This window comes from Marinifilum breve (genome assembly GCF_003202155.1).
In the GTDB taxonomy this organism is placed as follows: domain Bacteria; phylum Bacteroidota; class Bacteroidia; order Bacteroidales; family Marinifilaceae; genus Marinifilum; species Marinifilum breve.
On record NZ_QFLI01000005.1, the window covers coordinates 36,435 to 63,184 of the forward strand.

Sequence of the window (26,750 nt, forward strand, 5' to 3'; positions counted from 1 at the left end):
GAAATATGAACAGATTAATCCTATCAATATCTATATTACTGACATTTTGCTTGTCGGCTAATGCACAGCACGGAAGAGGTGAAGGACATGGCAGAATGCACAAGGAAATTCAAGCACAAAAGGTATCATTCATTACCCAAAGGTTGGAATTAACTCCTGAGGAGGCACAATTGTTCTGGCCTGTTTACAATGAATTGGAAGACAAAAAAGAACAACTTAGACAGGAAGGAAGAGTATTGTTTCGCAAAATCAGAAATGGTTTAGATAGTGTTCCTGATAAAGAATTGGTTCAAATTAGTGATAATATGATTGAGTATCGAATTAAAGATGCTCAACTGAATAAGGAATATCACGAGAAGTTTAAAAAGATACTTCCCATAAAAAAGGTCTTGGAACTTTATCATGCCGAGAAAAAATTTCAGGGCATGTTACTGCGAAAGATTAAAGAAAAAGGCCGTCATATGGGGCGACGTGAAAGAAACTAAAGCATACAAAAAGGGCTGTCAATCGACAGCCTCTTTTTATAAAAATTTATTTATACATAGACTTAATTCTATTTTCCTGATCTTTCAGGAGAGATTTTATTCTGGAACCCTTCTTAATTTTATTCAATTTATAACTAACTCTTAAACGAACAAAAGAATCATCGTAATAGTACTTATAAGTAATAAATCTATTATTGAACTTAGCATTAGATTCCATCTCATTCGACTTGAAAATATCTTCAAAGGTTAAGGAAACATTCAATTTATCATTTAAAAAAGCTCGACTCAGACCAGCATCAATTTTAAATGCTTCTTCATACGACCATATTCCGTTAACTCCATCAGAGAAATACAATCCAGTAAGGTTGACATTTAATTTATAAGGAAGACTTAGGTCAATACCAGATTTAACATACCATTTGGTCTTATCAAGATCCGCATAAAAGCCTTTGTTATTGATTTTTTCAAATCCCGAAGCGAGATAAACAGTATATTTTTTAGTTTGATATGGTATTACTACATCCATACCCCAAGTAGTTTGCAAATCAATATTCTTTTGTGTTCCAATTGCAATTTGATCATTTTCTTCAGAAGAGTCAATATACCATACAATGGCATTCTTAGTTTTTTTGTAGAACAAAGATATTGATGCATACTTCATATAAGAAAACTTCATATTAAGATTTTGTATCCGCGCATTTTTTAAATTAGGATTCCCCTGAAAGTAAGACAATGAATCAATATAACTAATTGAAGGATTTAAATCCTGAAAAGATGGTCGAACCAATTTCTTGGAATACGACAAACTTAATTGAGACTTCTCGCTCAATTTTCTGCTAAGCAAAAAGCTAGGCAACCAATCCCACGAATCTCTGTCCACTATTTCTTCATTACCTAATTCGGTATCGCGCTTCAATTTTTCTAGTCGTACTCCCAATTTAGAACTCCATTTGTTTGCTGAAAACATCAATACTCCATGTGCAATAAATTCATCTTCTAAATTTTCAAAGAACTCATTTCTCGAACTTACCGAAGAATTATAATTGGTTGTACTTTCATTCTTATATCTGGAATATCGAATTCCTGAGTTTAATTTTAACGATGGATTAAAAACTTGCTTGTAATCGGTCTGCAAAGTATAAAAGTTAAATTGATTATCAATCTCATTTGCTTTTTTACTAGGCTTCCCATTCAGTACCTCAAGAATCGATTCATCTTTCTCACTATCATAGTAGTATTTTTCTGCAGACAGATCTAAAACACGATTATTATTCTCTGATTTTATCCTATAATTGATTAATCCATTCAATAAAGTTCTTTTTATTCGACTGTCAATATCAGAAGTAAATTCCTCATTCGCATCATCCGTTATACTACTATCGAATATTCTATTTCGGTTGTCAGTATTATACTTTCCTTTATAATAACTTCCATTAAGTACCAAATTAAGGCTATTGTATTTATTAAATACAATTTCATCATTTATCCGCAATGAGTGTTGCGGATTCAATGAAAATTTCTCATTTACTTCATTCAATAATACGGAAGGCGATTCTGTTTGCGTATAATCCCTGATGTACTCATTTTCGTACTTGCGCTTCTTATTCAAAAAATAATAACTTACATACAAGTTGTTCTTAGGACTTCTTTTTGAAAATTGCAGATTGGTAGAATTCTCAAAAGAGTTTCGTTTAGTTGTTGTGTGAATAACCTTTGCTGCCGAACCCAAATTACTATTCTTGTTGGTGATGATATTTACAACGGCCATTGCTTCTGCGTCATACTGAGCCGATGGATTATCTATTATTTCAACAGACTTAATTTCTTCTGAAGGAATCAGGGATAGTATCTCATTGGATGATATTTTCTTACCATTTAAATAAACAAAAGCTTTCCCCTTTCCTAAAACCGAAATATTATTTTCACTATCAACATTTACTTTAACTGATTTTTTTAGAACATCCGTAGCATCACCTGCTTCTTTTAAGACTGTTTTTTCAACATTCATAACTAATTTATCTGCTGTTTGCATATAAAGCTGTCTTCTTGCTTTAACAGTAACATCATCCAATTGAATATCCTGCTTTTTTAAATGTATTTCAGGAATGATCTTAACCGTATCAATTACTTCAATAGGGAAGATAGTATCCTGAAATCCCAGTGAGCTTAAATAAACTAGAAACTTCTCCTTCTTATTGCATTGCAATTCAAACTTCCCGTTTAAAAAGAAACCTCCTTTAATCAATGTGCTATCAGAAGGGTTTAATAGTGTAGCATTAAATCCCTCTATGGGAATATGCTTATCATCAGTTATTGTCCCTTTGATTGTATTCTGCGACAAACAGATTTTACCAAAGACAAAACATATTAGAAAAATGAATAATTTAAGCTTCATAATACTGCTTTTTATTAGATACTTGATTGTCAGTTCTGGTCATATAAAAGTATGTTAATAATCTTTCTTCAAAATTATAAACAAAACTAGGGCAAGGTGGCTCGCCTTCCATCCAAGATTTTGGACATCCTCCTCCACATAACGGATAAAACTTGCAAGTTGAACACTTGAGTTCTCCATTTAAAATTTTTGCATACCAATCTTTTCTAAGATTGTGATCGTACTTCTTGAATGGTTCCTTAAGAGAACCAATATTAAACAGTTTATCCTGATATGCATCTACATAGGAAGTTTCCGTACACTTGTAAATATTTCCCTCTACATCAAACAGTTCGCCATATTCACTCGTAAGGGTACAAAGAGATAATTTAGGAGCAGTTGGAAAAAATGGAAATACCGATTTTATATCATTTTCTTTCAAATGTTTGATGGTGTTCATGTGAAGTTGTGAAAATTCCTTTTTAGAAAGGGAATTCTTAGATGCATCATTTCCCCAGTCAATAATAGGTGCAATATAAAATCGAATTAACGGAAACAATTTATTGTCATGCAAATATGTTATTAGTTCCTCAATATCATTCTGATTTTCTTTATCTATATTGCACCTTATATTTATGGTTGGATTTTCTTTATTTTCTATACAATATTGATGGATACTTTTTAAATTACTAATAATTTTATCGAAAGAACCACTTCCATTTTTTAAGTTTCTGCGTTTATCATGAGTAGTTTTTGGGCCGTCAATAGTTACTTCAAAAACATTAACCTTGTATTTTCTTAGTAACTTAAAATTTTCCAACGAGAGAGAATAGCCATTGGTAGTAATCATCCCCTCGTACGAACAATTAAATTTTTCTGCCAAAACAATAAATTTTTCTGAAAAGTTCTTTATTGTGTTTATTGCAAGCAAAGGCTCTCCACCAAACCATCCTATTTTCAATTGCTTAAATTGATTTGTTTTCAAATTATTTACAATTCTTTCTTCAATTGAAGAATAAAAATTTTCAGAAATATTTTTATTGTAATTGGACTGTCCGCAATATTTACAAGCCAACTGGCAATTGGCCGACAATGAAATAATTTTATAAAGAACTTCGGTGTCTTGTGCACTTTGAAGTGCATTCTCTACAACGGTTTCAATTTCATTCTCATTTTCCGGCACCAAAAAGCTCTTATCTTTTAAACCAAATAAATATTCCTTACTCAATTTATTCATATCAATAGATGTCTTGTTTTCTTTTTGGCTTAAATAACTTTTAGGAATAACCAAAAGTTGTCCCGATCTAGTAGAATAAATTAATTTAAACTTATCCTTAATTGTTATAGGCGATGTATAAATATACTCAGATGTTTTTAGTTTCATAGCTATTAAGAGTTTAGTATAATTTTATTGGTATAAAGATCATTCAAAAGGTTTTCAGAAATAATTTCTCGAAGCCTTTCATATTCTAACTTATTGAATCGCAAATAATCAAGTATCGTAAAAAGCGAATTATTAATCTTAAAATTGATAAAGGTTTCATGATCGAACAGAAATACGGTTTGATTCTTTTTCAGGAAAGAATATCTTTCTGCATTAAAAATAAATTGGCCATTTAACTTTCCTTTTTGTATACAACTTACTCCTTTTCTATTGATAAACTTATGTATCCAAATCCAACCTTGCCACTGATTAGGATATTTTTTCACATACATCTCTAAAACATTCCATAAAGTCTGGATAAGTTTTAATGTGCTTTCAGCCTGTTTTATTGATTTATCTGCCTCGATAGGCTCCAAAAATTCGATTATATTTGTATCATTCTCCTTGAAAGTAATAACAGGAATAATAGGTGTTCCAGTTCGGTATGCCACATTAGCAATTCCTTTGCGAGTCAATATTTTTTCGCCAAAGAAATTAACAGCCGCAAATTTTTCCTGGTTTTCAGAATTAACTACACCCTCATTTCCATCTATGTAAACACTCAAGGAATACCCAGAACGCAAGGATCTGATAATTTGCAACAATGAACTTGGAATTTCTGCATTTATAAAGTTCAACTTTTGGTTCTCTTCGGTCTTATGAATTTGGAATAAATCTTTATACTTGTCCCGTAACTGATAAGCACTGTCATTAAGCAGTATCGAAAAATTCATCCCCTGAGAAGAAAAGTAGTGATTTGGTAATCTGTATGAACCCAAATGAAATAGAGCATAGATATTAACTTGATTTAAATATTCAGCCTTTGCTCCAATTACCTTAAACGAGGATGAATTCAGCTTATCCTCTTCATCAATAATGGAAAATTCTCGGGCTTGAATAATATTCCTATAAAATTCCAAACCATCAAAATTATCCTTTAAAAAAACTCTTCTGGCACTAATACAATTCAAAAATTTTAATCTACCACGAGCATCTATTTGAGAGAGATTTTTAGTATTCTCCTTTATTTCGTCAACCGCTTGTTTATATTTTACATTCATAATTTAATGGTATTTACTAATAAAGAAATCAGTTGTGTGGCAATTTGAGTTGTTTGGTTTTTCTGATCTAGTTCTGGATTAACTTCAACCAAATCAATACCAATTACGTTCAAATCATCCGGAAGAATTTTTAAAACATTTACAATGTCAGAGAAGAAGAGTCCATTACATACAGGAGTGGCTGTCCCAGGTGCTAACGATGGACACAATACATCGATATCAAAAGAAATATAGGTTGGAATATTGGGATCAATGGCATCGAGCAAGTTACTCTCAATTTCATCATTATAAATCACAATCGATTCTTGGGGCAGCTCGTAGTTCATATTAACAAAATCCCTGATACCAATGTGTACAATTTTTTTCACCTGATTTAAGTCAGCACATAATTTCATTACATTTCCAAAGTGGTGCGTAACTCTTCCCTCTTCCGAAAATTTTTTCTGTAATTCTGAGTTCGATACATCCAAATGAGCATCAAAATGAAGAATTTGTATTTGCTCATGAAAATGACTTAATGCTTTAACAATAGGATAACTAATAGAATGATCGCCCCCGATGGAAAATGGTACTATCTTTTTTTCAAGAAAACTTTTGTAGGTGTTGTAGATATTTTCATAAGTAAATTTGGCATTTTCATTGTTCAAAATCCATATATCTCCCAAATCTACGATCTGATTATTTTTGATAAGTTCTTTTAACTTTTCAAAGTCAATTTTTGTAGATAGATATTTAAAATTACATTGGTTTTTAAGTTTGATATTTTTACCATACATATAACTTCTCAAATATCCCGGAAACTTTGAACACTTGTCATTTTTAAAATTTCCTTTTCCGAATGGAACTCCAATAAAAACAACCGCCTCATTAATATCTTTAAATTCCGGAGATTCCAATGAAAAAATTGTATAATTCGATTTAATTAAATTCATTTCACACATTTTTTAATGTTGCATTATTTTTATACTCACCGACAAGGAGTTCAATCAATTTATAGGTACTATATACAGAGAAGAATAAACCAAGCCCACTTAAACTTAATTTTAAAATAAAACCAAAATCTATTGTCTCATTTGGCATAGAAAAAAGCACTCTTGTGAATAACTTTGCAGTTATATATATAACATAAAACCTAAATATATAATAACATAACGAAAATAGAATAATGACTATATTGCTTTTCGGGGAGAAGTCTATTTTTTTATTTAACCACAGGTAAACCGGAACTCTTTTTGCTTTACTCAATAGGTTATTCAGTCCGAAATAATCACTAATAATCCAATATCCATCATTTTTTATAAATGGAAATAAAGAAAATATGATTACAGATATATTTGCTTTTATAATACCATTAAATAAATTAGCATATGTATTGCTGCAAGCCATCTGAACAACTATTAATACGCAGTTTAGTATCAACTGTAAATAAATACCTGCATAATTCACAATAATTTTCTTTGATTTATCCAGAATCCATACACGAGTTACATCTGCATATAAAACAGGAAATATGATATAAATACCAAAACCTATTTCCTTTGGAGTAACATTAAAACTGATCGAAGCTGCCGTGTGTCCTAGTTCATGAATCACAAAACAAATCAATAAAATAATGTAGTAATACAATGCTGTTGTTGAATTCAATTTTACATCAGGTAACACTTGACTGTTGAACAGATAAAGTAAGTTACAGGCAATTGATATAACCGACATGTATGCAATTGTTCTGGATTTAAATAATGGAATAAAAAATCGTGATAAAAACACCACTACTTTTTGTTTAAGTAAGGGCACTTTAAAATAGATATAATTGTTTTGCTTGCTCTTAGAGGAATTTCCGATATTATCCAAGAAATTATTGATTTCAACTTTAATGAAAGGACACGAATCAACTTGATTATTCTTTTTACATATCTCCTCTAAACAAAGCCCATTTTTAAGGTCGATTAAGATTAAACCCATCAAATCGCCGACATAAAATATTTTATCCCTGTAAACAACAACAAATTGCTCACTGTTTTTTACAATTTCCAATTGCTTAAGAGTTATATTGCGATTTAGCATGTTTATTAATCTTTAAAGTAGGATATGAGGCATTCAACCTCATATCCTTATTTTATTACTATTTTGTTGAATCATCAGCAGGCTTATCTACATCCTTGCAACCACAACAGTCTCTTTCACCACCTTCAGCTTCTGCTGCCATCATGTTAACCATCTCAAGTCTATCTTCCATTTCCATTGATGATAATTTATCTTTTAATTCTTCAATATTCTGAACTGTGTTAATTTTATTATTTTTCATTTTATTAATTTTAATTATTATTACTTTGTGTTTGGATTAACAGAACCTCATTTGTGGTTGCCTTACAATTCAACTACTTTGCCGCCTTTGATTGAGGTTTTCAACAAGTTTTTCTTAGTTCAAAGGCGGCAATTATCCTAAATTGTTTTTCCCTAGTTTATAGATAGACATGTTGTGATGTTATTATATGAAAATTTTAACCGGTTTTCCATCTATATATACAATGATATACTTCCTCTCTTCTCCACCTTTTATTTGTGACAATTGTTCATTAGGAATAGTTTCGAATAATTTCCAATCAGTTTTCATAAGTACTTTTTTTAAGGTTAAACAATTCTTAATTAAGTTTCTTAATACCCCATATGATCATTGTTTTTCCAAAGTGAAATAAATCAGACAACCATAGAGAGGTGTTAGTTTGATTTTGATTCAAAATTAGGATGTGCTTGAATGTAATTCGAATAGGTACCTAACCACGATTAATTAGATAAATTCCAGTTATGCTTTGAATAAAGATTACTGATTGTGGTAATATAGAATATGAATAAATAAAGGCGGTATTGCTCTTATAACATAAGTAAATAGGGCTTTCAATTTAAATTTTCAGCCACTATTGTAATAATAATATCTAATTTAACGATTAGGTTTTAGCAATAAAGTAATTATATTTACATTAACATTTAATTAGAATGATGTTTAAAATTATTTTTTATTTAAAATAAGTTTAAATAAAAAAAACACAATTGAATAAATTGCAATTGTATTCTATTTATGAAAAATCAAAAAACAACAATACTGGGACTCTTCATAGTTTGTTTACTAATGGTGCTTGTTACCTCCCAAATCATATGGCTATCACAACAAATTTCGAGAGAACAAATTGCTTTTAAACAAGAATTGGAAAACTCTGTAAAAAGTATTGTAAATTTTCATGCTTTAAAAGGTTACGGCACAATTGGCCGCAATCCAAACACAGCATCCCTGGCTATTAAAGAAACTTCTGATCTGGAAATATCACAAGATACAACTAAGGAGTTGGGCAAGGTGAATATTGCTACTGATCATTACATTCCTAATTTTTCACTATATAAGGCAATCGAAGGAATTTTTACAGATCAAAGCCTGAATAATGGTAAAATTAACATAAACAAAATAGATTCTTTATTTCAAAATCATTTTAAAGGATTCGATAAAATAAGATCTTACGAGATGTTACTTTATAAAAATGATACAGTTTTATACCGTCAAATACACAACAATGAAACCAGTAACGGAAGAAACTTTGAAACAATACAGTTTTATTTGGGAACTAAAGAAACATTTAAATTTAAAATGAGTTACAACATAAATTCCAACTCATTTATGGGTGAAATGTTATTATCAATAAGTGTTTCTGCTGTTGCCGTTTTACTAGTTGGGTTATTTATGATGTGGTTGTTGTGGGATATTCAAAAAATGGTAATAAAAATTGATACTCACAAAAGAAATATAACTGGCATTGTTCATGATTTAAAATCTCCACTTAACTATGTGTATACTCTTTTAGATTATTTAAAAAATAAAAATCCTGAGCCTATATTCCAAGATCAATTGAGTAAAGCAAGTATAAATATATCAAAGTTAATTAAGAAAATTGAACAGATATTGATCATTACACGATCTAATCTAGAAGGTTCTAAAATTGAAAAAAGCCCTTTTCCTTTATCGCTGAAATTTGAAGAAATTGTTTCAGAGTTGAATGTAATTTATGAGAATAAATTAATTGGATTGAACAACACAATTCCAGAAAATATTATTCTGAATGTAAACGAATTGTATTTCGAAATGGCATTACGAAATTTATTAGATAATGCCTTTAAGTATTCAGAAAATGGATCAAAAATTCTTATTCATGCTGAAAAGAAAAAAGATCAAACAAAGATTTTAATAACCGACTTTGGAATTGGAATTGCTATAAAAGAACAGAAAAAAATATTCAGAGAATTTTATCGAATAAAAAACAATTACCATGGATATGGAATTGGATTATCCTTCTGTAATCATATTATCCGGGCGCATAATGGTTTTATAAAATTAGAGAGTGAAGAGGGCGAAGGAAGTACCTTCAAAATTGTATTACCACAATAAGAATATCATTAGGTTGAGTAAACTTTTACAATAATTATTTAATTAAAGATAGGATGAAAGAGTTAAAAATTTTATTTGTTGATGATGATATTCAATTAGGAAATTTTGTGAGTTCTATTTTGGAATCAGACTATAAATATAGAGTTCACTTTCAAAATTCATTAATTAGCATCAATAGTATTATTGAAAGCTTAAGGCCTGATATTCTCATTTTAGATGTAGAAATTGGCAAGGAAAACGGAATTGACCATGCTGTAAATATTTTAGAAAAATATCCCAAATTACCTATCCTGTTTGTTTCATCGCATACCGAAGATGAATTGATTATAAAAGGAATGAATACTGGAGGAAATGCTTACTTAACAAAACCTTTTTCAATACCAGTTCTAGTATCCTATATCAAAAGATTTACAGAAAAAAAACAACAGGAATTATACATCGAAAGAGGTAATTATAGACTTAACCTGGTGTGTAATGATCTGTTTTGTAATGATGACTTTCTTAAAAAACTGAGCCCTTTTGAAAAAAATGCTTTGGAACTGATGATGAAGAAGACCAATGAGATTGTGAGTAAGGAGGAACTGGCCCAAATCATGTGGAAAAGTAATGCTGATGTTCCCAATGTAGCTAGCCTACATAATACCATCTCAAAACTACGAGACTTATTTAAAGATGATAATTCGGTTAAAATTAATACAATTAGAGGTGTTGGATATATATTAAGCATCTGATATTTGTCTATATAAATGGTATCAACAGCTTCACCTCACCTCCATAGCTATAATATTGAAAGAGAGCCATCATGTGACCCCCCTCTTTCATTCAAGCCATTTAATTAGGCCAATTTTTCAATCAATTGTTCCGGAGTTAATTTTTCTTGATCGCCAGATTCCATGTTCTTCAAGCTCACAACTCCTTCTTCCATTTCGGTCTCTCCAACCATAATCACGTAAGGGATATTTTTATTGTTGGCATAAGTCATTTGCTTCTTCATTTTCTGCGATGCCGGATATATCTCTGCATTAATTCCATTCGCTCTCAATTTTGATAAAATCGGTAGACAGAATAGCTCCTCTTTTTCACCAAAATTGATGAATAATACTTTAGTGGTTGCAGCAGTTTCTTCAGGAAATTTATTCATTTGCTCCAACACATCGTAAATACGATCGGCACCAAATGAAATACCCACACCCGAAACATCTTTCAATCCGAAAATACCAGTTAAATCATCGTAACGACCACCACCAGTAATACTACCAAACTCCATGTCTTTCGATTTTACTTCGAAAATAGCTCCGGTGTAATAGTTCAATCCTCTGGCAAGCGTTAAATCTAATTCAACTTCGGTTTCAACATTTAAGCTATCAAGGTAGTTGAATACTGTTTCCAATTCCTCGATACCTTTCATTCCAACTTCCGAATCAGCTAAAAGCTCTTTTAATTTTGCTGCTTTTTCGGCATTGGTTCCCGATAACAAAATAATTGGTTGCAAAGTTTCAATAGCTTGCGCTGATACTCCTTTTTCTGCCAATTCCTTGTTTACATTTTCCAAACCAATTTTGTCAAGCTTATCGATAGCAACAGTGATATCGATAATTTTTTCAGCCTCACCAATAATCTCAGCAATACCTGCTAAAATCTTACGGTTGTTTAATTTCACAACTACATTTAGCTGCAATCTGCGATAAACTTCATCAACAATTTGGATCAACTCCACCTCGTTCAAAAGTGAATTACTACCAATTACATCAACATCGCACTGATAAAATTCACGGTAACGTCCTTTTTGTGGACGATCGGCTCTCCATACCGGCTGAATTTGGTATCTCTTGAAAGGGAAACTGATATCGTTGCGATGCTGCACAACGTAACGCGCAAATGGTACGGTTAGGTCGTAACGCAGACCTTTTTCACTAATCTTAGTAGTTAGCTTAACCGAATTACGCTCTTGCAATTGTTCATCACGCACTTTCGAGATAAAATCACCCGAATTCAATACTTTAAAAAGTAATTTATCCCCTTCTTCTCCATATTTTCCCATAAGAGTTGAAAGATTTTCCATTGATGGAGTTTCAATCGGCATAAATCCATACAATTGAAAAACCTCTTTAATGGTATCGAAAATGTAATTTCTCTTCACCATTTCAACAGGTGAAAAATCTCTCGTTCCTTTAGGAATAGACGGTTTTTGAGCCATTTCTTATTCTTTATTTTGGTTTTTTATCAGATCTACAAAAATATACAATATTTCGATAGTAGCACAGTTTGTAGCTTAAGTAGAGTATGATATGTGAAAAAATCTTTTTGAAGCTTCTCACAAGTTAAGGAAGCTTGAAAATATCTTTTTGAAGCTTCTCACAAGTTAGGAAAGCTGGTAAATATCCTTTTTAAGCTTCTCACAAGTTAGGGAAGCTTAAAAATATCTTTTTGGGGCTTCCCACAAGTTAGGGAAGCTTGAAAATACTTTTTTCAGATTACCGGAATGTTAGTAGTATTTCTCTTACGCAGGGTGTCTGTTTATTCTTTTTAGGATATTGGAGAAAAAATCAATTAACAAACCCAATATAAATGGATAGTACCATTCCTGTAAATTCAAAATCAGCAATAGTATGATTGATATCAGAAACAATACATTTACCGTTAGCTTGAGGTATTCAAAAAGTTTCCATTCTGATAATGCTTTGAAGAACAAGAGAAATACCTGTACACCAGAATAGCAAAGAATACCTGCTGAAAACATCCAATCGCCGTAAGAAAGGTTTTTAAATAATCGGTAACCACCAACAAAAATTAAGACAACCCCTAAAAAGTAGATTGTCTTGTATAACGAGAATTGCTTCATTGAATCAATTTAATATTTTTATACTTAACGGATATTGGTAATCCTCACCATTGAGTGTTTTAACAACCGCCATCACCACAAAAATAAGATTTATTAACCCAAGTGCAATAAGTAGTAAAATACCTATACCAATTATTATTAAGAAGGCAGAAACAAAAAGATATATACTCATAGATATCTGGAAATTCAGTGCTTTTTTTCCTTCTCTATCTACCAAAGCTGAATGCTCTTTTTTCATAGACCAAAGAATAAGTGGTCCTATAATATTTCCGAAAGGTATAATTAATCCAGAAAATGCGGATAGGTGACAAAACATTGCCCAATTTCTTTCATCGCTAGGTGTTGCAAATTCGCTCATAATGTTTTTGAATTAAGAATAATATAAGCTTAAGTTACAAAAAATAAGGGAAGATTCATTTCTTAAACCTTCCCTCTCTTGCTTTAATCTGCAATTAATTTTTTGTATCTAATTCGCTTAGGTCCTTCATCGCCCAAACGTTTTTTGCGATTGATTTCATAATCGGAATAGCTTCCTTCGAAATAATACACCTCAGAATTTCCCTCGAAGGCTAAAATGTGAGTCGCAACACGATCCAAGAACCAACGGTCGTGAGAAATTACAACCGCACAACCCGCAAAACTCTCCAAACCTTCTTCCAGAGCACGAAGTGTATTTACATCAATATCATTGGTAGGCTCATCAAGCAATAGCACATTGGCTTCTTCCTTTAAAGTTAATGCCAAATGTAAGCGGTTTCTTTCACCACCTGAAAGTACTCCACACTTCTTTTCCTGATCGGCACCTGAGAAATTGAATCGACTAACGTAAGCTCGAGCATTCAACTGTCTTCCTCCAACAGAAATCAAGTCTCCTCCACCCGAAATTACTTCATAAACAGTTTTCTCTGGATCGATATCAGCATGTTGCTGATCTACGTATCCAACTTTTACAGTTTCACCAACTTCAAAAGTTCCTTTGTTTGCTTGCTCTAATCCCATAATCATACGGAACAAGGTTGTTTTACCCGCACCGTTAGGACCAATCACTCCAACAATTCCTGCTGGTGGCAATTCAAATTCCAGATTTTCGAATAACAGTTTGTTTTCAAATCCTTTCGAAACCTCTTTGGCGTGAATCACTTTATTACCCAATCGTGGACCATTCGGAATAAAAATCTCTAATTTCTCTTCCTTTTGTTTCACATCCTGGTTCATCAAAGTATCGTAAGCTTTCAAACGAGCCTTATTTTTCGCCTGACGAGCTTTAGGAGCCATATTAACCCATTCCAACTCTCGCTCAAGTGTTTTTCTTCTCTTGCTTGCTACTTTTTCCTCCTGGGCCAATCGCTTCGATTTCTGATCCAACCAAGAAGTATAGTTTCCTTTCCAAGGAATACCCTCTCCTCTATCTAACTCAAGAATCCAACCTGCCACATTATCCAGGAAGTAACGGTCGTGAGTAATACAAATTACAGTTCCAGGATACTGGTGAAGATGCTGTTCTAACCACTGTACCGATTCAGCATCCAAGTGGTTGGTAGGCTCATCCAACAACAGAATATCTGGCTCTTGAAGTAATAAACGACACAATGCTACACGTCTGCGTTCACCTCCGGATAAATGCTTTACTAATGCTTCACCATCCGGGCAACGAAGTGCATCCATTGCTCTTTCCAATTTGGTATCCAGATTCCAGGCATCAAATCGGTCAATCTTTTCCTGAAGAACAGCTTGCTCGTCCATAACAGCCTGCATCTTGTCAGGATCTTCTAATACTTCAGGATCCGCAAATTTTAAATTCACAGCTTCATAGTCGGCTAATACTTGTACAATTTCTTGCACACCTTCCTGTACAATTTCTTTTACCGTTTTGTTATCATCTAACTGAGGTTCCTGCTCCAAATATCCAATGGTGTGTTCTTTTGGCCAAACCACATGCCCATCGAATGATTTTTCTAATCCTGCAATAATTTTTAGCAAGGTAGATTTACCAGAACCATTCAAACCAATGATCCCAATCTTAGCTCCATAAAAGAATGATAGGTTGATGTTATTCAATACTTTTTTCTGAGGAGGGAATATTTTACTCACCCCCATCATCGAAAATATAATCTTCTTATCGTCTGACATTATCGTGTGTTTTTAATTTATCTAATTCAATAAATGCAAAAATAAAAAAATTGCTTGTAGTTCATCATGATTTAAATTGATTAGCATGCAATACATTAAGAATTAATACAGAAACCAAAATTGTTTTATGTTGATTATTTTACGAAAACTATTTTTTAATTGTACATTAATTTTTCTATTTTTAAATATTAATCATTGGGATATATGATATGCAAAAAATGGTAAATGAAAGACTAGCTGCATTGCTTGAAGAAATAGGCATTGAGACTAAAAAGAAGATATATTGGGAAGAGAGTATTGAATCGATTCAAATCGTTAAAACTCATCCTAACAAAACCGATAAAGACATTAAAGATGTAAAAGTTTTGTTGGTTGAAGATCAGCCGAGCAATAGAAAAACTCTAGAGGTATATTTGAAAAACAAGGTAGGTAGAGTTGATATTGCTGAAAATGGTAAGCAGGCTGTAGAGAAGTTTCAGGATGAAGAATACGACATTATTCTAATGGACTTGCAGATGCCAATTATGGGTGGTATCGAGGCTTCTTTAAGAATTCGAAAAATTGAGGAAGATCGAGAAGTTGAAAGACCAACTCCAATAATTGCCTTTACTGCGAATTATTATTCTGATGATAAAGATATATCGGTAGAAATTGGAATGGATGTATATTTGTCGAAACCATTCCAATGCAAGACCATTTATGAGCTAATTCAAGAGTATGTTTAAACTCTAAATATTTGAATAAAAAAAAAGGGATCCAATTGGATCCCTTTTCTTTTATATACTTAATTGGATTAACATCCGAATTTAGCGTTAGCTCCCAATTCTTCTTCGATACGAAGTAATTGGTTGTACTTAGCCATACGATCTGAACGGCTCAATGAACCAGTTTTGATCTGACCTGAGTTAGTTGCTACTGCGATATCAGCAATAGTAGCATCTTCAGTTTCACCTGAACGGTGAGAAGTTACTGAAGTATAACCTGCACGGTGAGCCATTTCAATAGCATTCAAAGTCTCAGTTAAAGTACCAATTTGGTTTACTTTAATCAAGATTGAGTTAGCAGCTTTCAACTCGATACCTTTTGACAAGTACTCAACGTTAGTTACGAACAAATCGTCACCTACTAATTGACACTTATCACCAACTAAAGCGTTCAAAGCAACCCATCCGTCCCAGTCACCTTCGTCCATACCGTCCTCGATAGAATCGATTGGGTATTTAGCGATCAACTCAGCTAGGTAAGCAGCTTGCTCTTCAGAGTTTCTTTTAACTCCGTTTGGCTCAAAAATGCTGTAATCATATACACCATCTTTGTAGAACTCAGAAGCAGCACAGTCCATAGCAATAGAAACATCACCACCATCTTCTTTACGACCTGGCTTGTAACCAGCGTTTGTAATAGCAGTAAGAATGCTTTCAATAGCTTCTTCAGTACCACCTAACATTGGAGCAAATCCACCTTCGTCACCTACTGCAGTAGAAAGACCTTTACCTTTCAATACTTTTGCAAGAGCGTGGAATACTTCAGCACCCATTCTTAATGCTTCACGGAATGAAGGAGCACCAACTGGACGGATCATGAACTCCTGGAATGCGATAGTAGCATCAGAGTGAGAACCACCGTTGATGATGTTCATCATAGGTACAGGAAGAACATTAGCGTTAGTACCACCAATGTAACGGTACAATGGCATACCTGAGTAGTCAGCAGCAGCTTTTGCAGTTGCCAAAGAAACACCTAACATAGCGTTAGCACCCAAGTTAGACTTAGTCTTAGTACCATCAAGTTCTAACATTTTAGTATCAACAGCAACTTGATCAGTAGCGTCCATACCTACTAAAGCTTCAGCAATAACAGTATTTACGTTTTCAACAGCTTTAAGAACACCTTTACCTAAGTAACGAGCTTTATCGCCATCACGAAGCTCTAACGCTTCATTTTCACCAGTAGAAGCTCCTGATGGAACTGCTGCGCGTCCCATTACACCGCTTGCTAATGTTACTTCAACTTCGATAGTTGGGTTTCCACGTGAGTCTAGAATCTCACGACCGTGAATCTTTACAATTTCAGACATAACTTACGTATTAAATAATTATAATAGCAAATAATTTTAACTTCTTAATTTTCAACCCTAAATTTCGACATTTTCAAGCAAATTATAATGCTTTTTGCATATAAAACATATCAAGAATCTACGCAAACGTTACAAAAATTTTTAGGGCATTAAAAAAGGGATAAAGCCAAACTTTATCCCTTTAATATTATTTAAAGGAAGACTATTCTTCTCCCTTTTCTTCTTTTGGTTCAGTTGCCTCTTCAGCCTTAGCTTCAACAGCAGTTTCTTCCGCTTTAGCAGCAGATTTTCCACCACGTCTTCTTCTAGTAGACTTTTTAGCTTCTGCTTTCTTCTCAGTTGTGTAAGTTTCGTTGAAATCAACTAATTCTACAATACACATCTCAGCATTATCACCTAAACGATTACCAGTTTTTAAAATTCTAGTATATCCACCGTTTCTGTTAGTAATTTTTGGAGATACTTCTCTGAACAATTCAGTAACAGCTTCTTTTTGTTTTAAGTAGCTAAATACAATACGTCTTGAGTGAGTAGTATCGTTTTTACTTTTGGTGATCAATGGCTCAACATACATTTTTAAAGCTTTAGCTTTAGCAGTAGTAGTTGAGATTCTTTTATGCAAAATCAAGGAAGAAGCCATATTTGCAAGCATAGCTTTTCTATGAGCTGTCTTTCTTCCTAAGTGATTAAATTTCTTTCTATGTCTCATTTTACCTTATTCCTTATCTAATTTGTACTTAGAAATATCCATACCGAAAGTAAGATTCAATGATACTAATAGATCATCTAATTCGGTTAGAGATTTCTTACCAAAGTTTCTAAATTTAAGAAGATCATTTCTGTTGTACTGTACTAAGTCTCCTAAAGTATCAACGTCGGCAGCTTTCAAACAGTTCAAAGCACGAACTGAAAGATCCATGTCAACCAATTTGGTCTTCAATAACTGACGCATGTGTAATACTTCTTCATCAAACTCTTCGTTTGCAAATTTCTCATCAGAATCAAGAGTAATCTTTTCATCAGAGAATAGCATGAAGTGATAAATAAGAATTTTAGCAGCTTCTTTCAACGCATCTTTAGGGTGAATAGAACCATCAGTAGTGATTTCGAAAATTAACTTTTCGTAGTCAGTTTTCTGCTCTACACGATAGTTTTCAACTTCGTATTTTACATTCTTAATAGGAGTGTAAATTGAGTCGATTGGAATCACACCAAATTCAGCATCAACAGGTTTGTTCTCAACAGAAGGTACATAACCTCGACCTTTATTAATAGTTAAATCTAACTGCAATTTAGCAGAGCTATCCATTCTGCAAATTACAAGCTCCGGATTTAACACTTCGAAACCGGTAAGGAACTTGTTAATATCGCCTGCTGTAAAAGTTTCCTGATCTGAAATGGTAACTGTTACCAATTCATTGTCCACTTCCTCAACTCTTTGTTTAAACCGTACCTGCTTCAAGTTCAGGACCATCTCAGTTACATCTTCGATAACTCCTGGAATAGTTGAAAACTCATGGTCAACTCCCTGAATCTTGATAGTTGTAATAGCGAAACCCTCAAGAGAAGAAAGAAGAATTCTTCTTAATGCGTTACCTATTGTAATACCATATCCAGGCTCTAATGGACGAAATTCGAATTTTCCGAATCTATCGTCTGCGTCGAGCATGATAACTTTGTCCGGTTTTTGGAAAGCTAAAATTGCCATAAATTACTTATTAACTATTTATTACTTAGAATACAATTCAACGATTAACTGTTCCTTGATATTTTCAGGAATTTCTGTTCTTTCAGGTACGTTAAGAAACTTACCGCTAAGAGAGGTTTGATCCCATTCCAACCAAGATGCTTGGTTATATCTGGCAGTTGATAAAGAATCGGTAATAACTTCTAAAGATTTCGATTTTTCACGAATTCCAATAATATCTCCGGTTTTTACCGAGTAAGAAGGAATGTTACAGATCTGTCCGTTTACTGTTACGTGCTTATGGCTAACCAACTGACGTGCAGCTGATCTTGTTGGAGCAACACCTAATCTGTAAACTACATTATCTAAACGACATTCAAGAAGTTGTAACAAAACTTCACCGGTAATACCCTTACTTCTTGCGGCCTTTTTAAATAAGTTCGAGAATTGTTTCTCCAATACACCGTAAGTGTATTTCGCTTTTTGCTTTTCTTTCAATTGTACCCCGTACTCAGACATTTTTTTTCTACGACGGCTGTTACCGTGCTGTCCTGGAGGGTAATTTTTATTTTCAAATGCTTTATCAGGTCCAAAAATTGGCTCACCAAATTTTCTAGCAATTTTTGACTTTGGTCCTATATATCTAGCCATGTTATTTAAAATTTAAATTTTTCTAATAATAGAAACTTTGCTTACTCAGATTTGAATTACAAAAGTGCCGCGATTTTTTTGAGAGGATTCAAAAAAAATAATCCAATCTTAAGCTTGCATTTTTTATTAAACCTTATACTTATTAAACTCTACGTCTCTTAGGAGGACGACATCCGTTGTGTGGAAGTGGAGTAACATCTACAATTTCAGAAATATCGATTCCACATGCATTGATTGCACGAATTGCAGATTCACGTCCGTTACCTGGACCTTTAACAAATACTTTTACTTTTCTCAACCCTAAATCGTGAGCTACTTTTCCACAATCAGTTGCAGCTTGCTGAGCAGCGTAAGGAGTGTTCTTTTTAGAACCTCTAAAGCCCATTTTACCAGCTGAAGACCATGAAATAACTTGTCCGTTATTATTGGTTAAAGAGATAATAATATTGTTAAACGATGAATGGATATGAGCCTGTCCTACAGCCTCAATCTTCACAACTTTTTTCTTTACTGATGTTGACTTCTTTGCCATAACTTAACAATTATTTAGTCGCTTTCTTTTTGTTTGCAACTGTTTTTCTTTTACCTTTTCTGGTACGTGAGTTGTTTTTGGTTTTTTGTCCACGCAATGGTAAACCAATACGGTGACGAACACCACGATAACAACCAATATCCATCAAACGCTTAATATTCAGTTGAGTTAAAGAACGCAACTCCCCTTCAACCTTAAAGCTTGCATTAATCGCCTGACGAATCTTAGCAGATTCATCATCTGTCCAGTCTTTTACCTTAGTATCATACGCTACACCAGCTTCGTCCAAAATCTGACGAGCAGCGCTACGACCAATACCGAAGATATAAGTCAAGCTAATTACACCTCTTTTGTTTTGAGGCAGATCAACTCCAACAATTCTAGCCATAAATTAAATATTTATCTTATTATAAAATTAATCAAATTATCCCTGACGTTGCTTGAACTTAGGATTCTTTTTATTAATCACATACAAACGTCCTTTTCTTCTTACGATTTTACAATCTTCAGAACGTTTCTTTACAGATGCTCTTACTTTCATTTTTATCGAGTTTAATTTTTGTATCTAAAAGTAATGCGCCCTTTAGTAAGATCATATGGTGACATTTCTACTTTCACTTTATCACCTGGTAAGATCTTAATGTAGTGCATTCTCATTTTACCGGAAATGTGCGCTGTAATCACATGACCGTTTTCAAGTTCTACACGAAACATAGCATTTGATAATGCTTCGGTAATAGTACCGTCTTGTTCTATTGAAGGCTGTTTAGCCATAAGCTCTTTATATTTTATTAGTTTATTCTTCAATAAATTCAAAACCGGACAGGATTTGAGCCTTTCCCTTACGAACAACTATTGTATGTTCGAAATGTGCGGATGCTTGTCCATCGGCCGTTACAATTGTCCATCCATCATCTTCCTGATAAATATCTCGCTTACCAAGATTAATCATGGGTTCGATTGCAAGTACTAATCCGTCTCTCAATTTTAATCCTCGACCTTGTCGTCCATAATTCGGAACCTGAGGATCTTCATGAAGACTTTTTCCTATTCCGTGCCCTACCATTTCTCGAACAACCGAGTAATCATTCTTCTCAGCATGCTTTTGAATGGCAAAACCGATATCTCTTAGATGATTACCTTCGACAGCTTTTTCTATTCCTTTATAAAGAGCTTCTTTGGTAACCCTCAACAATTGTTGAATTTCCGGCTTCACTGTTCCAACAGAAAAAGTGTATGCCGAATCGCCATAAAAGCCATTCAACAAAACACCACAATCACAGGATACAATATCGCCTTCTTTCAACTCATAGGAAGATGGAACTCCATGAACTACCTGATTATTAATTGAAATACACAGGGTATTTGGGAATCCATCATAACCAAGAAACGCAGGCTTTGCACCATTGTCTCTTATGTACTCCTCTGCAATTTTATCTAAGCTTAAGGTTGAAACACCTGGAGCTATGGCCTTAGATATCTCACCTAAGGTCCTAGCCACCAGATTGTTACTTTTAGACATTAAGTCTATTTCTTCCTCTGTCTTATAAAAAATCACTGCAAAGAAAGCAAAAATATTTTAATAAGCAGCAGCTCCTCCCGGAGTTTTACCTTTTATTCTACCAGACTTCATCAATCCGTCGTAATGACGCATTAATAAGTGAGACTCAATTTGCTGTAATGTATCAAGCACTACACCAACCAAAATCAACAATGAAGTACCACCGTAAAATTGTGCAAATTCATTATTCACTCCAGCAATCATTGCAAAAGCTGGTAAGATTGCTACTAAACCTAAGAAGATTGATCCAGGTAAAGTAATACGTGACATTACAGTATCAAGGAAATCGATAGTTTTCTTTCCTGGTTTAATACCTGGAATAAACCCACCATTTTTCTTCATATCCTCAGCCATTTGCGTTGGATTTACTGTAATAGCAGTATAGAAATATGTGAATAAAACAATCATTACAAAGAACAGAGCGTTGTACCAAAATCCGGTAAAGTTAGATAAGGCTGCAGCTACTCCTGTTAATGCATCGGAACTAGCATAGTTAACAAACGCCATTGGCAAGAACATAATTGCCTGAGCAAAGATGATTGGCATAACACCAGCAGCATTCACTTTCAAAGGAATATACTGACGTACTCCACCATATTGCTTGTTACCTACGATTCTTTTAGCATATTGTACAGGTATCTTTCTTGTTCCTTGTACCAACAAAATTGTTAGTGCAAAAATGATGAATAGAACAACAATTTCAAGAACCAAAACGATTAAACCACCGCCATGTCCTTCAATTCTTGATCCTAATTCAGCAATGAACGAGAATGGTAATCTTGCAATAATACCGATCATGATGATAATTGAAATACCATTACCGATTCCTTTATCAGTAATTTTTTCACCCAACCACATAATGAACATTGATCCTGCCGCAAGAATTACCACAGAAGATACCGTAAAGAATGTACCTTTTAAAATAAAGGCTGCTTCAGGTAAAGTTGTATGTAAGTTTAATAAATATCCTGGTGCTTGAAGAACAAGGATAATAACGGTTAGGTAACGTGTGATCTGATTGATTTTTCTACGTCCACTTTCTCCTTCACGTTGTAATCTTTGGAAATAAGGAACCGCAATTCCCATTAACTGGATTACAATAGAGGCAGAAATGTATGGCATGATACCGAGAGCAAATATCGAGGCGTTCGCAAACGCACCTCCCGAAAACATGTTCAACAATCCTAAAACCCCATCCGCTGTTTGAGATTTTAACGCGTCCAAATGTGCCGGGTCAATACCTGGCAAAACCACCTTAGCACCTAAACGGTACACTAAAAGAAGACCAATTGTAGTTAAGATACGAGATCTTAAATCTTCAATCTTCCAGATGTTCTTCAATGTTTCTATTAAACCTTTCATATTTAATCTTACAATTTAACAACTGTTCCTTCTACTGCTTCAATCGCTGCTTGAGCAGATTTCGAGAATGCATGAGCTTTTACTTCTAACTTAGCAGTAATTGTACCATTACCTAAAATCTTAATATTATCGTTCTTTGATGCTAAACCAGCATTTACTAAAACTTCTACGTCGATAGCTGTAATGTTATTTTTTTCTGCTAAGGCTTGTAAAACTTCAACATTAATAGCTTTGTATTCTTTTCTGTTGATGTTCTTAAATCCAAACTTAGGAACTCTTCGTTGCAAAGGCATTTGACCCCCTTCGAAACCAACTTTTTTAGAGTATCCAGATCTTGACTTCGCACCTTTATGTCCTCTTGTTGAGGTACCGCCTCTACCTGATCCTTGACCGCGACCGATTCTCTTGTTAGATTTAATCGATCCTGCAGCGGGTTTTAAGTTACTTAAGTCCATATCTATTTATTACTAAATATTTACAATGATTATTCTTCTACGGAAACCAAGTGTTGTACTTTAGCCACCATACCTTTAATTTGAGGTGTAGCTTCATGTTCAACAGTAGCATTGATTTTATTCAAACCTAATGCTTCCAAGGTTTTTTTCTGGCGTTCGGTACTACCGATTTTGCTCTTTACTTGAGTGATTTTAATCTTAGCCATTTTCCTTAAATTATCCGTTAAACACTTTATCTAATGAAACACCTCTGTGCTCAGCAACTGTATGAGCATCTCTCAATTCAGCAAGTGCATTGAAAGTAGCTTTTACAAGGTTGTGAGGGTTTGATGAACCTTTTGATTTAGCAAGTACGTCGGTTACCCCAACACTCTCTAGTACGGCACGCATCGCACCACCAGCTTTAACCCCGGTACCGTGAGAAGCAGGCTTAATAAAAACCTGTGCTCCGCCATATCTAGATAATTGTTCGTGAGGAATAGTTCCTTTGTAAACAGGTACTTTAATCAAATTTTTCTTAGCAGCCTCTACTCCTTTTGCAATAGCAGTGGTAACCTCGTTTGCTTTACCAAGTCCCCATCCTACTAATCCATTCTCGTTTCCTACAACAACAATTGCAGAGAAACTAAAAGTTCTACCACCTTTTGTTACTTTAGTAACACGATTAATAGCAACCAGTCTGTCTTTCAATTCTGCGTCGCTGGTCTTAACGTTTTTGATATCTGCCATAATTATTAAAATTTAAGGCCACCTTTACGAGCAGCGTCCGCTAATGATTTAACTCTACCATGGTATAAGTAACCATTTCTATCGAAAACAACACTAGTGATACCTGCAGCGCTTGCTTTTTCAGCAATTGCTTGTCCTACTAGTTCAGCTTGTTCAATTTTATTTACTGATTTTTCAGCAATCTCTTTGATTTGTGAGCTAGTCGCCATCAAAGTTTTACCTGAAAGATCGTCGATCAATTGTACTGAAATCTGCTTATTTGAACGAAAAACTGACATTCTTGGTCTTTCAGCAGTTCCAGAAACAGACTTGCGAATTCTTCTTTTAATTCTTAGTCTTCTTTCTTGCTTAGTTAAAGCCATAATTTACTGTTTTAGAAATTATTTACCTGCAGATTTACCAGCTTTTCTTCTAAGCTGTTCTCCAACAAATTTAATACCTTTACCTTTATATGGCTCAGGTTTTCTGAATGATCTGATTTTAGCAGCTACTTGACCTACTAAGTGCTTATCGCAACTCTCAAGAGTGATAATTGGGTTAGCACGTTTTTCAGTTACAGCAGTTACTTTAACCTCTGGAGCAATTTCCATGTGGATCAAGTGAGAGTAACCTAAAGCTAATTCCAAAAGCTGACCTTTTGAAGTTGCACGGTAACCAACACCCACTAATTCTTGCTCAATTTTATAACCTTCAGTTACACCAATAACCATGTTGTTCACTAATGAACGGTATAAACCGTGCATAGCTTTATGTCTTTTCTGATCAGAAGGACGTTCAAGAACAACTTTGTTTTCTTCAACAGAAACTTTGATTTCGGCATCAATTTGTTGTGTTAATTCACCTTTAGGTCCTTTAACAACTACTGAATTATCTTTATTTACCGTTACGCTTACTCCGGCAGGCAAATTGATAGGTAATTTTCCAATTCGTGACATTTCTAATCCTCCTTAATTAATAAACGTAACACAATATTTCACCACCAACATGCTTCTGACGAGCTTCTTTGTCAGTCATAACTCCCTGAGAAGTTGAAAGAATCGCAATTCCTAAACCGTTAAGTACGCGAGGTAATTCTAAAGCTCCACAATATTTTCTCAAACCTGGTTTTGACACACGCTTAAGATCTTTGATTGCTGGAATTTTGGTTTCAGGATGGTATTTCAAAGCAATTTTAATTACTCCTTGAAGTCCATCGTCTACAAATTTGTAGTTAAGGATATAACCTTTATCCTTAAGAATCTTTGTCATTTCTTTTTTCACGTTCGATGCTGGCACCTCAACAACTTTGTGATTTGCCATGATCGCATTTCTTAAACGTGTAAGAAAATCTGCTATTGGATCTGTCATATAATAAAAAATTAAATTGATCCCGATTTCTCGGGACAATATTTAACAATAATCTGATAAACAAATTTTGATTACCAACTTGCCTTCTTAACTCCTGGGATTAAACCAGCTGAAGCCATTTCACGGAAAGTGATACGACTTACTCCGAATTGTCTCATATAACCTTTCGGACGACCGGTTAACTTACATCTGTTGTGCAAACGAACAGGTGATGAGTTTTTTGGCAAACGACTAAGAGCGATGTAATCGCCTTCCTCTTTAAGTTTAGCTCTTTTAGCTGCGTATTTTTCAACTAATTTCTGACGCTTAACTTCGCGAGCTTTCATTGATTCTTTAGCCATCGTCTTATTTTTTTAGATTTTTAAATGGTAATCCAAATTCTCTCAAAAGAGCATAAGCTTCTTCGTCGGTATTCGCAGTAGTAACGAAGGTAATGTTCATACCCATGATTTTGTTTACGTTATCCAAAACAATCTCAGGGAAAATGATTTGTTCTTCGATACCTAAAGTATAGTTACCTCTACCGTCTAATTTACTCTTGATACCTTTAAAGTCACGGATACGTGGTAAAGCAACACGAACTAATTTTTCAAGAAATTCGTACATACGCTCACGACGTAAAGTTACAGTAGTACCAATTGGCATACCTTTACGTAACTTAAAGTTCGAGATATCTTTAGAAGACAAAGTCTGAACAGCTTTCTGACCAGTAATTGCAGTAAGCTCGTTTACAGAGAATTCAAGTATTTTCTTATCAGCAATCGCCGAACCAACACCTTGGTTAATTACTATCTTCGTTAATTTAGGTGCTTGCATTACAGTTTTGTAATCGAATTCCTTCATTAAAGCAGGAACGATTTCTTCTGCATACTGTTTTTTAAGAGTCGGTGTATAGCTCATTACTTAATCTCCTCCCCTGACTTTTTAGAGTATCTAACTAATTTATTGTTGTCGCCCTCTTTTCTACCAATACGGGTAGCTTTTCCTGTTGAAGGATCTTTCACATTTAAGTTTGAAATGTGAATTGAGGCTTCTTTTTTAACGATACCACCTTGAGGATTCTCAGCGTTTGGCTTGGTGTGTTTAGAAATCATATTAACACCTTCAACGATCGCACGTTGCTTGTCAACAAGAACTTCTAATACTTTACCTTCCTGTCCTTTTGATTCCCCAGCGTTTACAATAACGGTATCACCCTTTTTAATATGTAACTTCATTGTTCTAGGTTTACAAAGATTATAAAACTTCTGGTGCTAAAGAAACGATCTTCATATCAGTGTCACGTAACTCTCTTGCAACAGGTCCAAAAATACGGGTTCCTCTCATTTCACCAGCAGTGTTTAATAAAACACATGCGTTATCATCGAAGCGAATATAAGATCCGTCTTGTCTTCTAATCTCTTTTTTGGTGCGAACAACAACTGCTTTTGTTACTGTTCCTTTTTTCATATCGGAACCGGCGATAGCGTTCTTCACGGTAACCACAATTTTATCTCCAATTGAAGCATAACGTTTTTTGGTACCGCCTAACACGCGGATACAAAGTACTTCCTTTGCTCCACTGTTATCAGCTACTAATAGTCTACTTTCTGTTTGTATCAT

General features: G+C 34.0%; 35 protein-coding genes. 4 read left to right on the top strand and 31 right to left on the bottom strand.

Annotation, left to right across the window (positions count from 1 at the left end; translation table 11 throughout):
- Positions 1–5: 5 nt before the first annotated feature.
- On the top strand, positions 6–485 hold the full coding sequence (locus DF185_RS11955; RefSeq protein ID WP_133250030.1) for a hypothetical protein: 480 nt from the start codon (positions 6–8) through the stop codon (positions 483–485).
- 46 nt (positions 486–531) lie between these two features.
- Here the strand turns inward: DF185_RS11955 and DF185_RS11960 are convergent, their stop codons facing one another.
- The 7 genes from DF185_RS11960 to DF185_RS24070 all read right to left on the bottom strand — a co-directional run bounded on the left by DF185_RS11960 (position 532) and on the right by DF185_RS24070 (position 7,957).
- On the bottom strand, positions 532–2,880 hold the full coding sequence (locus tag DF185_RS11960) for a TonB-dependent receptor family protein (RefSeq protein ID WP_110360993.1): 2,349 nt from the start codon (positions 2,878–2,880) through the stop codon (positions 532–534).
- Complete coding sequence (locus tag DF185_RS11965) at positions 2,870–4,243, bottom strand: radical SAM/SPASM domain-containing protein (protein ID WP_110360994.1); 1,374 nt, start codon at positions 4,241–4,243, stop codon at positions 2,870–2,872. The genes DF185_RS11960 and DF185_RS11965 overlap by 11 nt, the downstream gene beginning before the upstream one ends.
- Positions 4,244–4,248: 5 nt before the next feature.
- Positions 4,249–5,343, bottom strand: a complete 1,095-nt coding sequence (locus tag DF185_RS11970) for an LpxL/LpxP family acyltransferase (RefSeq protein ID WP_110360995.1) — start codon at positions 5,341–5,343, stop codon at positions 4,249–4,251.
- Complete coding sequence (locus DF185_RS11975) at positions 5,340–6,275, bottom strand: arginase family protein (protein ID WP_165836023.1); 936 nt, start codon at positions 6,273–6,275, stop codon at positions 5,340–5,342. The genes DF185_RS11970 and DF185_RS11975 overlap by 4 nt, the downstream gene beginning before the upstream one ends.
- Before the next feature lies 1 nt (position 6,276).
- Positions 6,277–7,407 carry a zinc metalloprotease gene (locus DF185_RS11980; RefSeq protein WP_110360997.1) on the bottom strand — a complete coding sequence of 377 codons (1,131 nt, stop codon included), beginning with the start codon at positions 7,405–7,407 and terminating at the stop codon, positions 6,277–6,279.
- A 58-nt stretch (positions 7,408–7,465) separates the two neighbouring features.
- Positions 7,466–7,648 carry a hypothetical protein gene (locus tag DF185_RS11985; protein ID WP_110360998.1) on the bottom strand — a complete coding sequence of 61 codons (183 nt, stop codon included), beginning with the start codon at positions 7,646–7,648 and terminating at the stop codon, positions 7,466–7,468.
- Positions 7,649–7,831: 183 nt separating this feature from the next.
- Complete coding sequence (locus DF185_RS24070) at positions 7,832–7,957, bottom strand: hypothetical protein (protein WP_262509989.1); 126 nt, start codon at positions 7,955–7,957, stop codon at positions 7,832–7,834.
- A 462-nt stretch (positions 7,958–8,419) separates the two neighbouring features.
- Here DF185_RS24070 and DF185_RS11990 point away from each other — a divergent pair, with 462 nt between their 5' ends.
- Both DF185_RS11990 and DF185_RS11995 read left to right on the top strand, forming a co-directional pair.
- Entirely contained in the window at positions 8,420–9,775 is a 1,356-nt protein-coding gene (locus DF185_RS11990) for a sensor histidine kinase (RefSeq protein ID WP_110360999.1), read from the top strand.
- 53 nt (positions 9,776–9,828) lie between these two features.
- Positions 9,829–10,506: a response regulator transcription factor gene (locus tag DF185_RS11995; protein WP_110361000.1), complete on the top strand. Its 678-nt coding sequence runs from the start codon at positions 9,829–9,831 to the stop codon at positions 10,504–10,506.
- 104 nt (positions 10,507–10,610) lie between these two features.
- On the opposite strand, the gene hisS is transcribed toward DF185_RS11995, so the two are convergent.
- The 4 genes from hisS to ettA form a co-directional block, all read right to left on the bottom strand.
- Positions 10,611–11,972: a histidine--tRNA ligase gene (hisS, locus tag DF185_RS12000; protein WP_110361001.1), complete on the bottom strand. Its 1,362-nt coding sequence runs from the start codon at positions 11,970–11,972 to the stop codon at positions 10,611–10,613.
- 303 nt (positions 11,973–12,275) lie between these two features.
- Positions 12,276–12,617, bottom strand: coding sequence for a hypothetical protein (locus DF185_RS12005; RefSeq protein ID WP_110361002.1), 342 nt, complete (start codon positions 12,615–12,617; stop codon positions 12,276–12,278).
- Between the two features lie 4 nt (positions 12,618–12,621).
- Complete coding sequence (locus DF185_RS12010) at positions 12,622–12,975, bottom strand: DUF4870 domain-containing protein (protein WP_110361003.1); 354 nt, start codon at positions 12,973–12,975, stop codon at positions 12,622–12,624.
- 83 nt (positions 12,976–13,058) lie between these two features.
- Positions 13,059–14,747 carry an energy-dependent translational throttle protein EttA gene (ettA, locus tag DF185_RS12015; protein WP_110361004.1) on the bottom strand — a complete coding sequence of 563 codons (1,689 nt, stop codon included), beginning with the start codon at positions 14,745–14,747 and terminating at the stop codon, positions 13,059–13,061.
- 218 nt (positions 14,748–14,965) lie between these two features.
- Between ettA and DF185_RS12020 the strand changes: the two genes are divergently transcribed.
- Positions 14,966–15,472, top strand: a complete 507-nt coding sequence (locus DF185_RS12020; protein WP_165836024.1) for a response regulator — start codon at positions 14,966–14,968, stop codon at positions 15,470–15,472.
- Positions 15,473–15,540: 68 nt separating this feature from the next.
- On the opposite strand, the gene eno is transcribed toward DF185_RS12020, so the two are convergent.
- The 20 genes from eno to rplN all read right to left on the bottom strand — a co-directional run bounded on the left by eno (position 15,541) and on the right by rplN (position 26,750).
- Entirely contained in the window at positions 15,541–16,824 is a 1,284-nt protein-coding gene (gene eno / locus DF185_RS12025; RefSeq protein WP_110361006.1) for a phosphopyruvate hydratase, read from the bottom strand.
- A gap of 202 nt (positions 16,825–17,026) precedes the next feature.
- The gene (rplQ, locus tag DF185_RS12030) at positions 17,027–17,533 is read right to left on the bottom strand and encodes a 50S ribosomal protein L17 (protein WP_110361007.1); all 507 of its coding nucleotides are present in this window, start codon (positions 17,531–17,533) and stop codon (positions 17,027–17,029) included.
- A gap of 6 nt (positions 17,534–17,539) precedes the next feature.
- Positions 17,540–18,532, bottom strand: a complete 993-nt coding sequence (locus DF185_RS12035) for a DNA-directed RNA polymerase subunit alpha (RefSeq protein ID WP_110361008.1) — start codon at positions 18,530–18,532, stop codon at positions 17,540–17,542.
- 21 nt (positions 18,533–18,553) lie between these two features.
- A complete protein-coding gene (gene rpsD / locus DF185_RS12040) occupies positions 18,554–19,162 on the bottom strand; it encodes a 30S ribosomal protein S4 (RefSeq protein ID WP_110361009.1) in 609 nt (202 codons plus the stop codon).
- Between the two features lie 142 nt (positions 19,163–19,304).
- Positions 19,305–19,694, bottom strand: a complete 390-nt coding sequence (gene rpsK / locus DF185_RS12045) for a 30S ribosomal protein S11 (RefSeq protein WP_110361010.1) — start codon at positions 19,692–19,694, stop codon at positions 19,305–19,307.
- 10 nt (positions 19,695–19,704) lie between these two features.
- Positions 19,705–20,082, bottom strand: coding sequence for a 30S ribosomal protein S13 (gene rpsM / locus DF185_RS12050; protein ID WP_110361011.1), 378 nt, complete (start codon positions 20,080–20,082; stop codon positions 19,705–19,707).
- Positions 20,083–20,118: 36 nt separating this feature from the next.
- Entirely contained in the window at positions 20,119–20,235 is a 117-nt protein-coding gene (gene ykgO, locus DF185_RS12055; RefSeq protein ID WP_054714088.1) for a type B 50S ribosomal protein L36, read from the bottom strand.
- An 11-nt stretch (positions 20,236–20,246) separates the two neighbouring features.
- The gene (infA, locus tag DF185_RS12060; RefSeq protein ID WP_054714084.1) at positions 20,247–20,468 is read right to left on the bottom strand and encodes a translation initiation factor IF-1; all 222 of its coding nucleotides are present in this window, start codon (positions 20,466–20,468) and stop codon (positions 20,247–20,249) included.
- 22 nt (positions 20,469–20,490) lie between these two features.
- Positions 20,491–21,252, bottom strand: a complete 762-nt coding sequence (gene map, locus DF185_RS12065; RefSeq protein ID WP_110361012.1) for a type I methionyl aminopeptidase — start codon at positions 21,250–21,252, stop codon at positions 20,491–20,493.
- Between the two features lie 21 nt (positions 21,253–21,273).
- Complete coding sequence (gene secY / locus DF185_RS12070) at positions 21,274–22,617, bottom strand: preprotein translocase subunit SecY (protein ID WP_110361013.1); 1,344 nt, start codon at positions 22,615–22,617, stop codon at positions 21,274–21,276.
- A gap of 8 nt (positions 22,618–22,625) precedes the next feature.
- Complete coding sequence (gene rplO / locus DF185_RS12075) at positions 22,626–23,072, bottom strand: 50S ribosomal protein L15 (RefSeq protein ID WP_110361014.1); 447 nt, start codon at positions 23,070–23,072, stop codon at positions 22,626–22,628.
- 29 nt (positions 23,073–23,101) lie between these two features.
- On the bottom strand, positions 23,102–23,278 hold the full coding sequence (gene rpmD / locus DF185_RS12080; RefSeq protein ID WP_110361015.1) for a 50S ribosomal protein L30: 177 nt from the start codon (positions 23,276–23,278) through the stop codon (positions 23,102–23,104).
- Between the two features lie 10 nt (positions 23,279–23,288).
- Positions 23,289–23,801 carry a 30S ribosomal protein S5 gene (rpsE, locus tag DF185_RS12085; RefSeq protein ID WP_054714068.1) on the bottom strand — a complete coding sequence of 171 codons (513 nt, stop codon included), beginning with the start codon at positions 23,799–23,801 and terminating at the stop codon, positions 23,289–23,291.
- A 5-nt stretch (positions 23,802–23,806) separates the two neighbouring features.
- Positions 23,807–24,163, bottom strand: a complete 357-nt coding sequence (rplR, locus tag DF185_RS12090) for a 50S ribosomal protein L18 (RefSeq protein WP_110361016.1) — start codon at positions 24,161–24,163, stop codon at positions 23,807–23,809.
- 18 nt (positions 24,164–24,181) lie between these two features.
- Positions 24,182–24,736 (bottom strand): 50S ribosomal protein L6, encoded by a 555-nt coding sequence (gene rplF, locus DF185_RS12095; RefSeq protein ID WP_110361017.1) that lies wholly within the window; start codon positions 24,734–24,736, stop codon positions 24,182–24,184.
- A 16-nt stretch (positions 24,737–24,752) separates the two neighbouring features.
- The gene (gene rpsH, locus DF185_RS12100) at positions 24,753–25,148 is read right to left on the bottom strand and encodes a 30S ribosomal protein S8 (protein WP_054714057.1); all 396 of its coding nucleotides are present in this window, start codon (positions 25,146–25,148) and stop codon (positions 24,753–24,755) included.
- 71 nt (positions 25,149–25,219) lie between these two features.
- A complete protein-coding gene (gene rpsN, locus DF185_RS12105) occupies positions 25,220–25,489 on the bottom strand; it encodes a 30S ribosomal protein S14 (RefSeq protein WP_110361018.1) in 270 nt (89 codons plus the stop codon).
- 4 nt (positions 25,490–25,493) lie between these two features.
- Positions 25,494–26,048: a 50S ribosomal protein L5 gene (gene rplE / locus DF185_RS12110; protein ID WP_110361019.1), complete on the bottom strand. Its 555-nt coding sequence runs from the start codon at positions 26,046–26,048 to the stop codon at positions 25,494–25,496.
- Positions 26,048–26,365, bottom strand: a complete 318-nt coding sequence (gene rplX, locus DF185_RS12115) for a 50S ribosomal protein L24 (protein WP_110361020.1) — start codon at positions 26,363–26,365, stop codon at positions 26,048–26,050. Before rplX ends, rplE begins: the two co-directional genes overlap by 1 nt.
- Positions 26,366–26,384: 19 nt before the next feature.
- On the bottom strand, positions 26,385–26,750 hold the full coding sequence (gene rplN / locus DF185_RS12120; RefSeq protein ID WP_110361021.1) for a 50S ribosomal protein L14: 366 nt from the start codon (positions 26,748–26,750) through the stop codon (positions 26,385–26,387).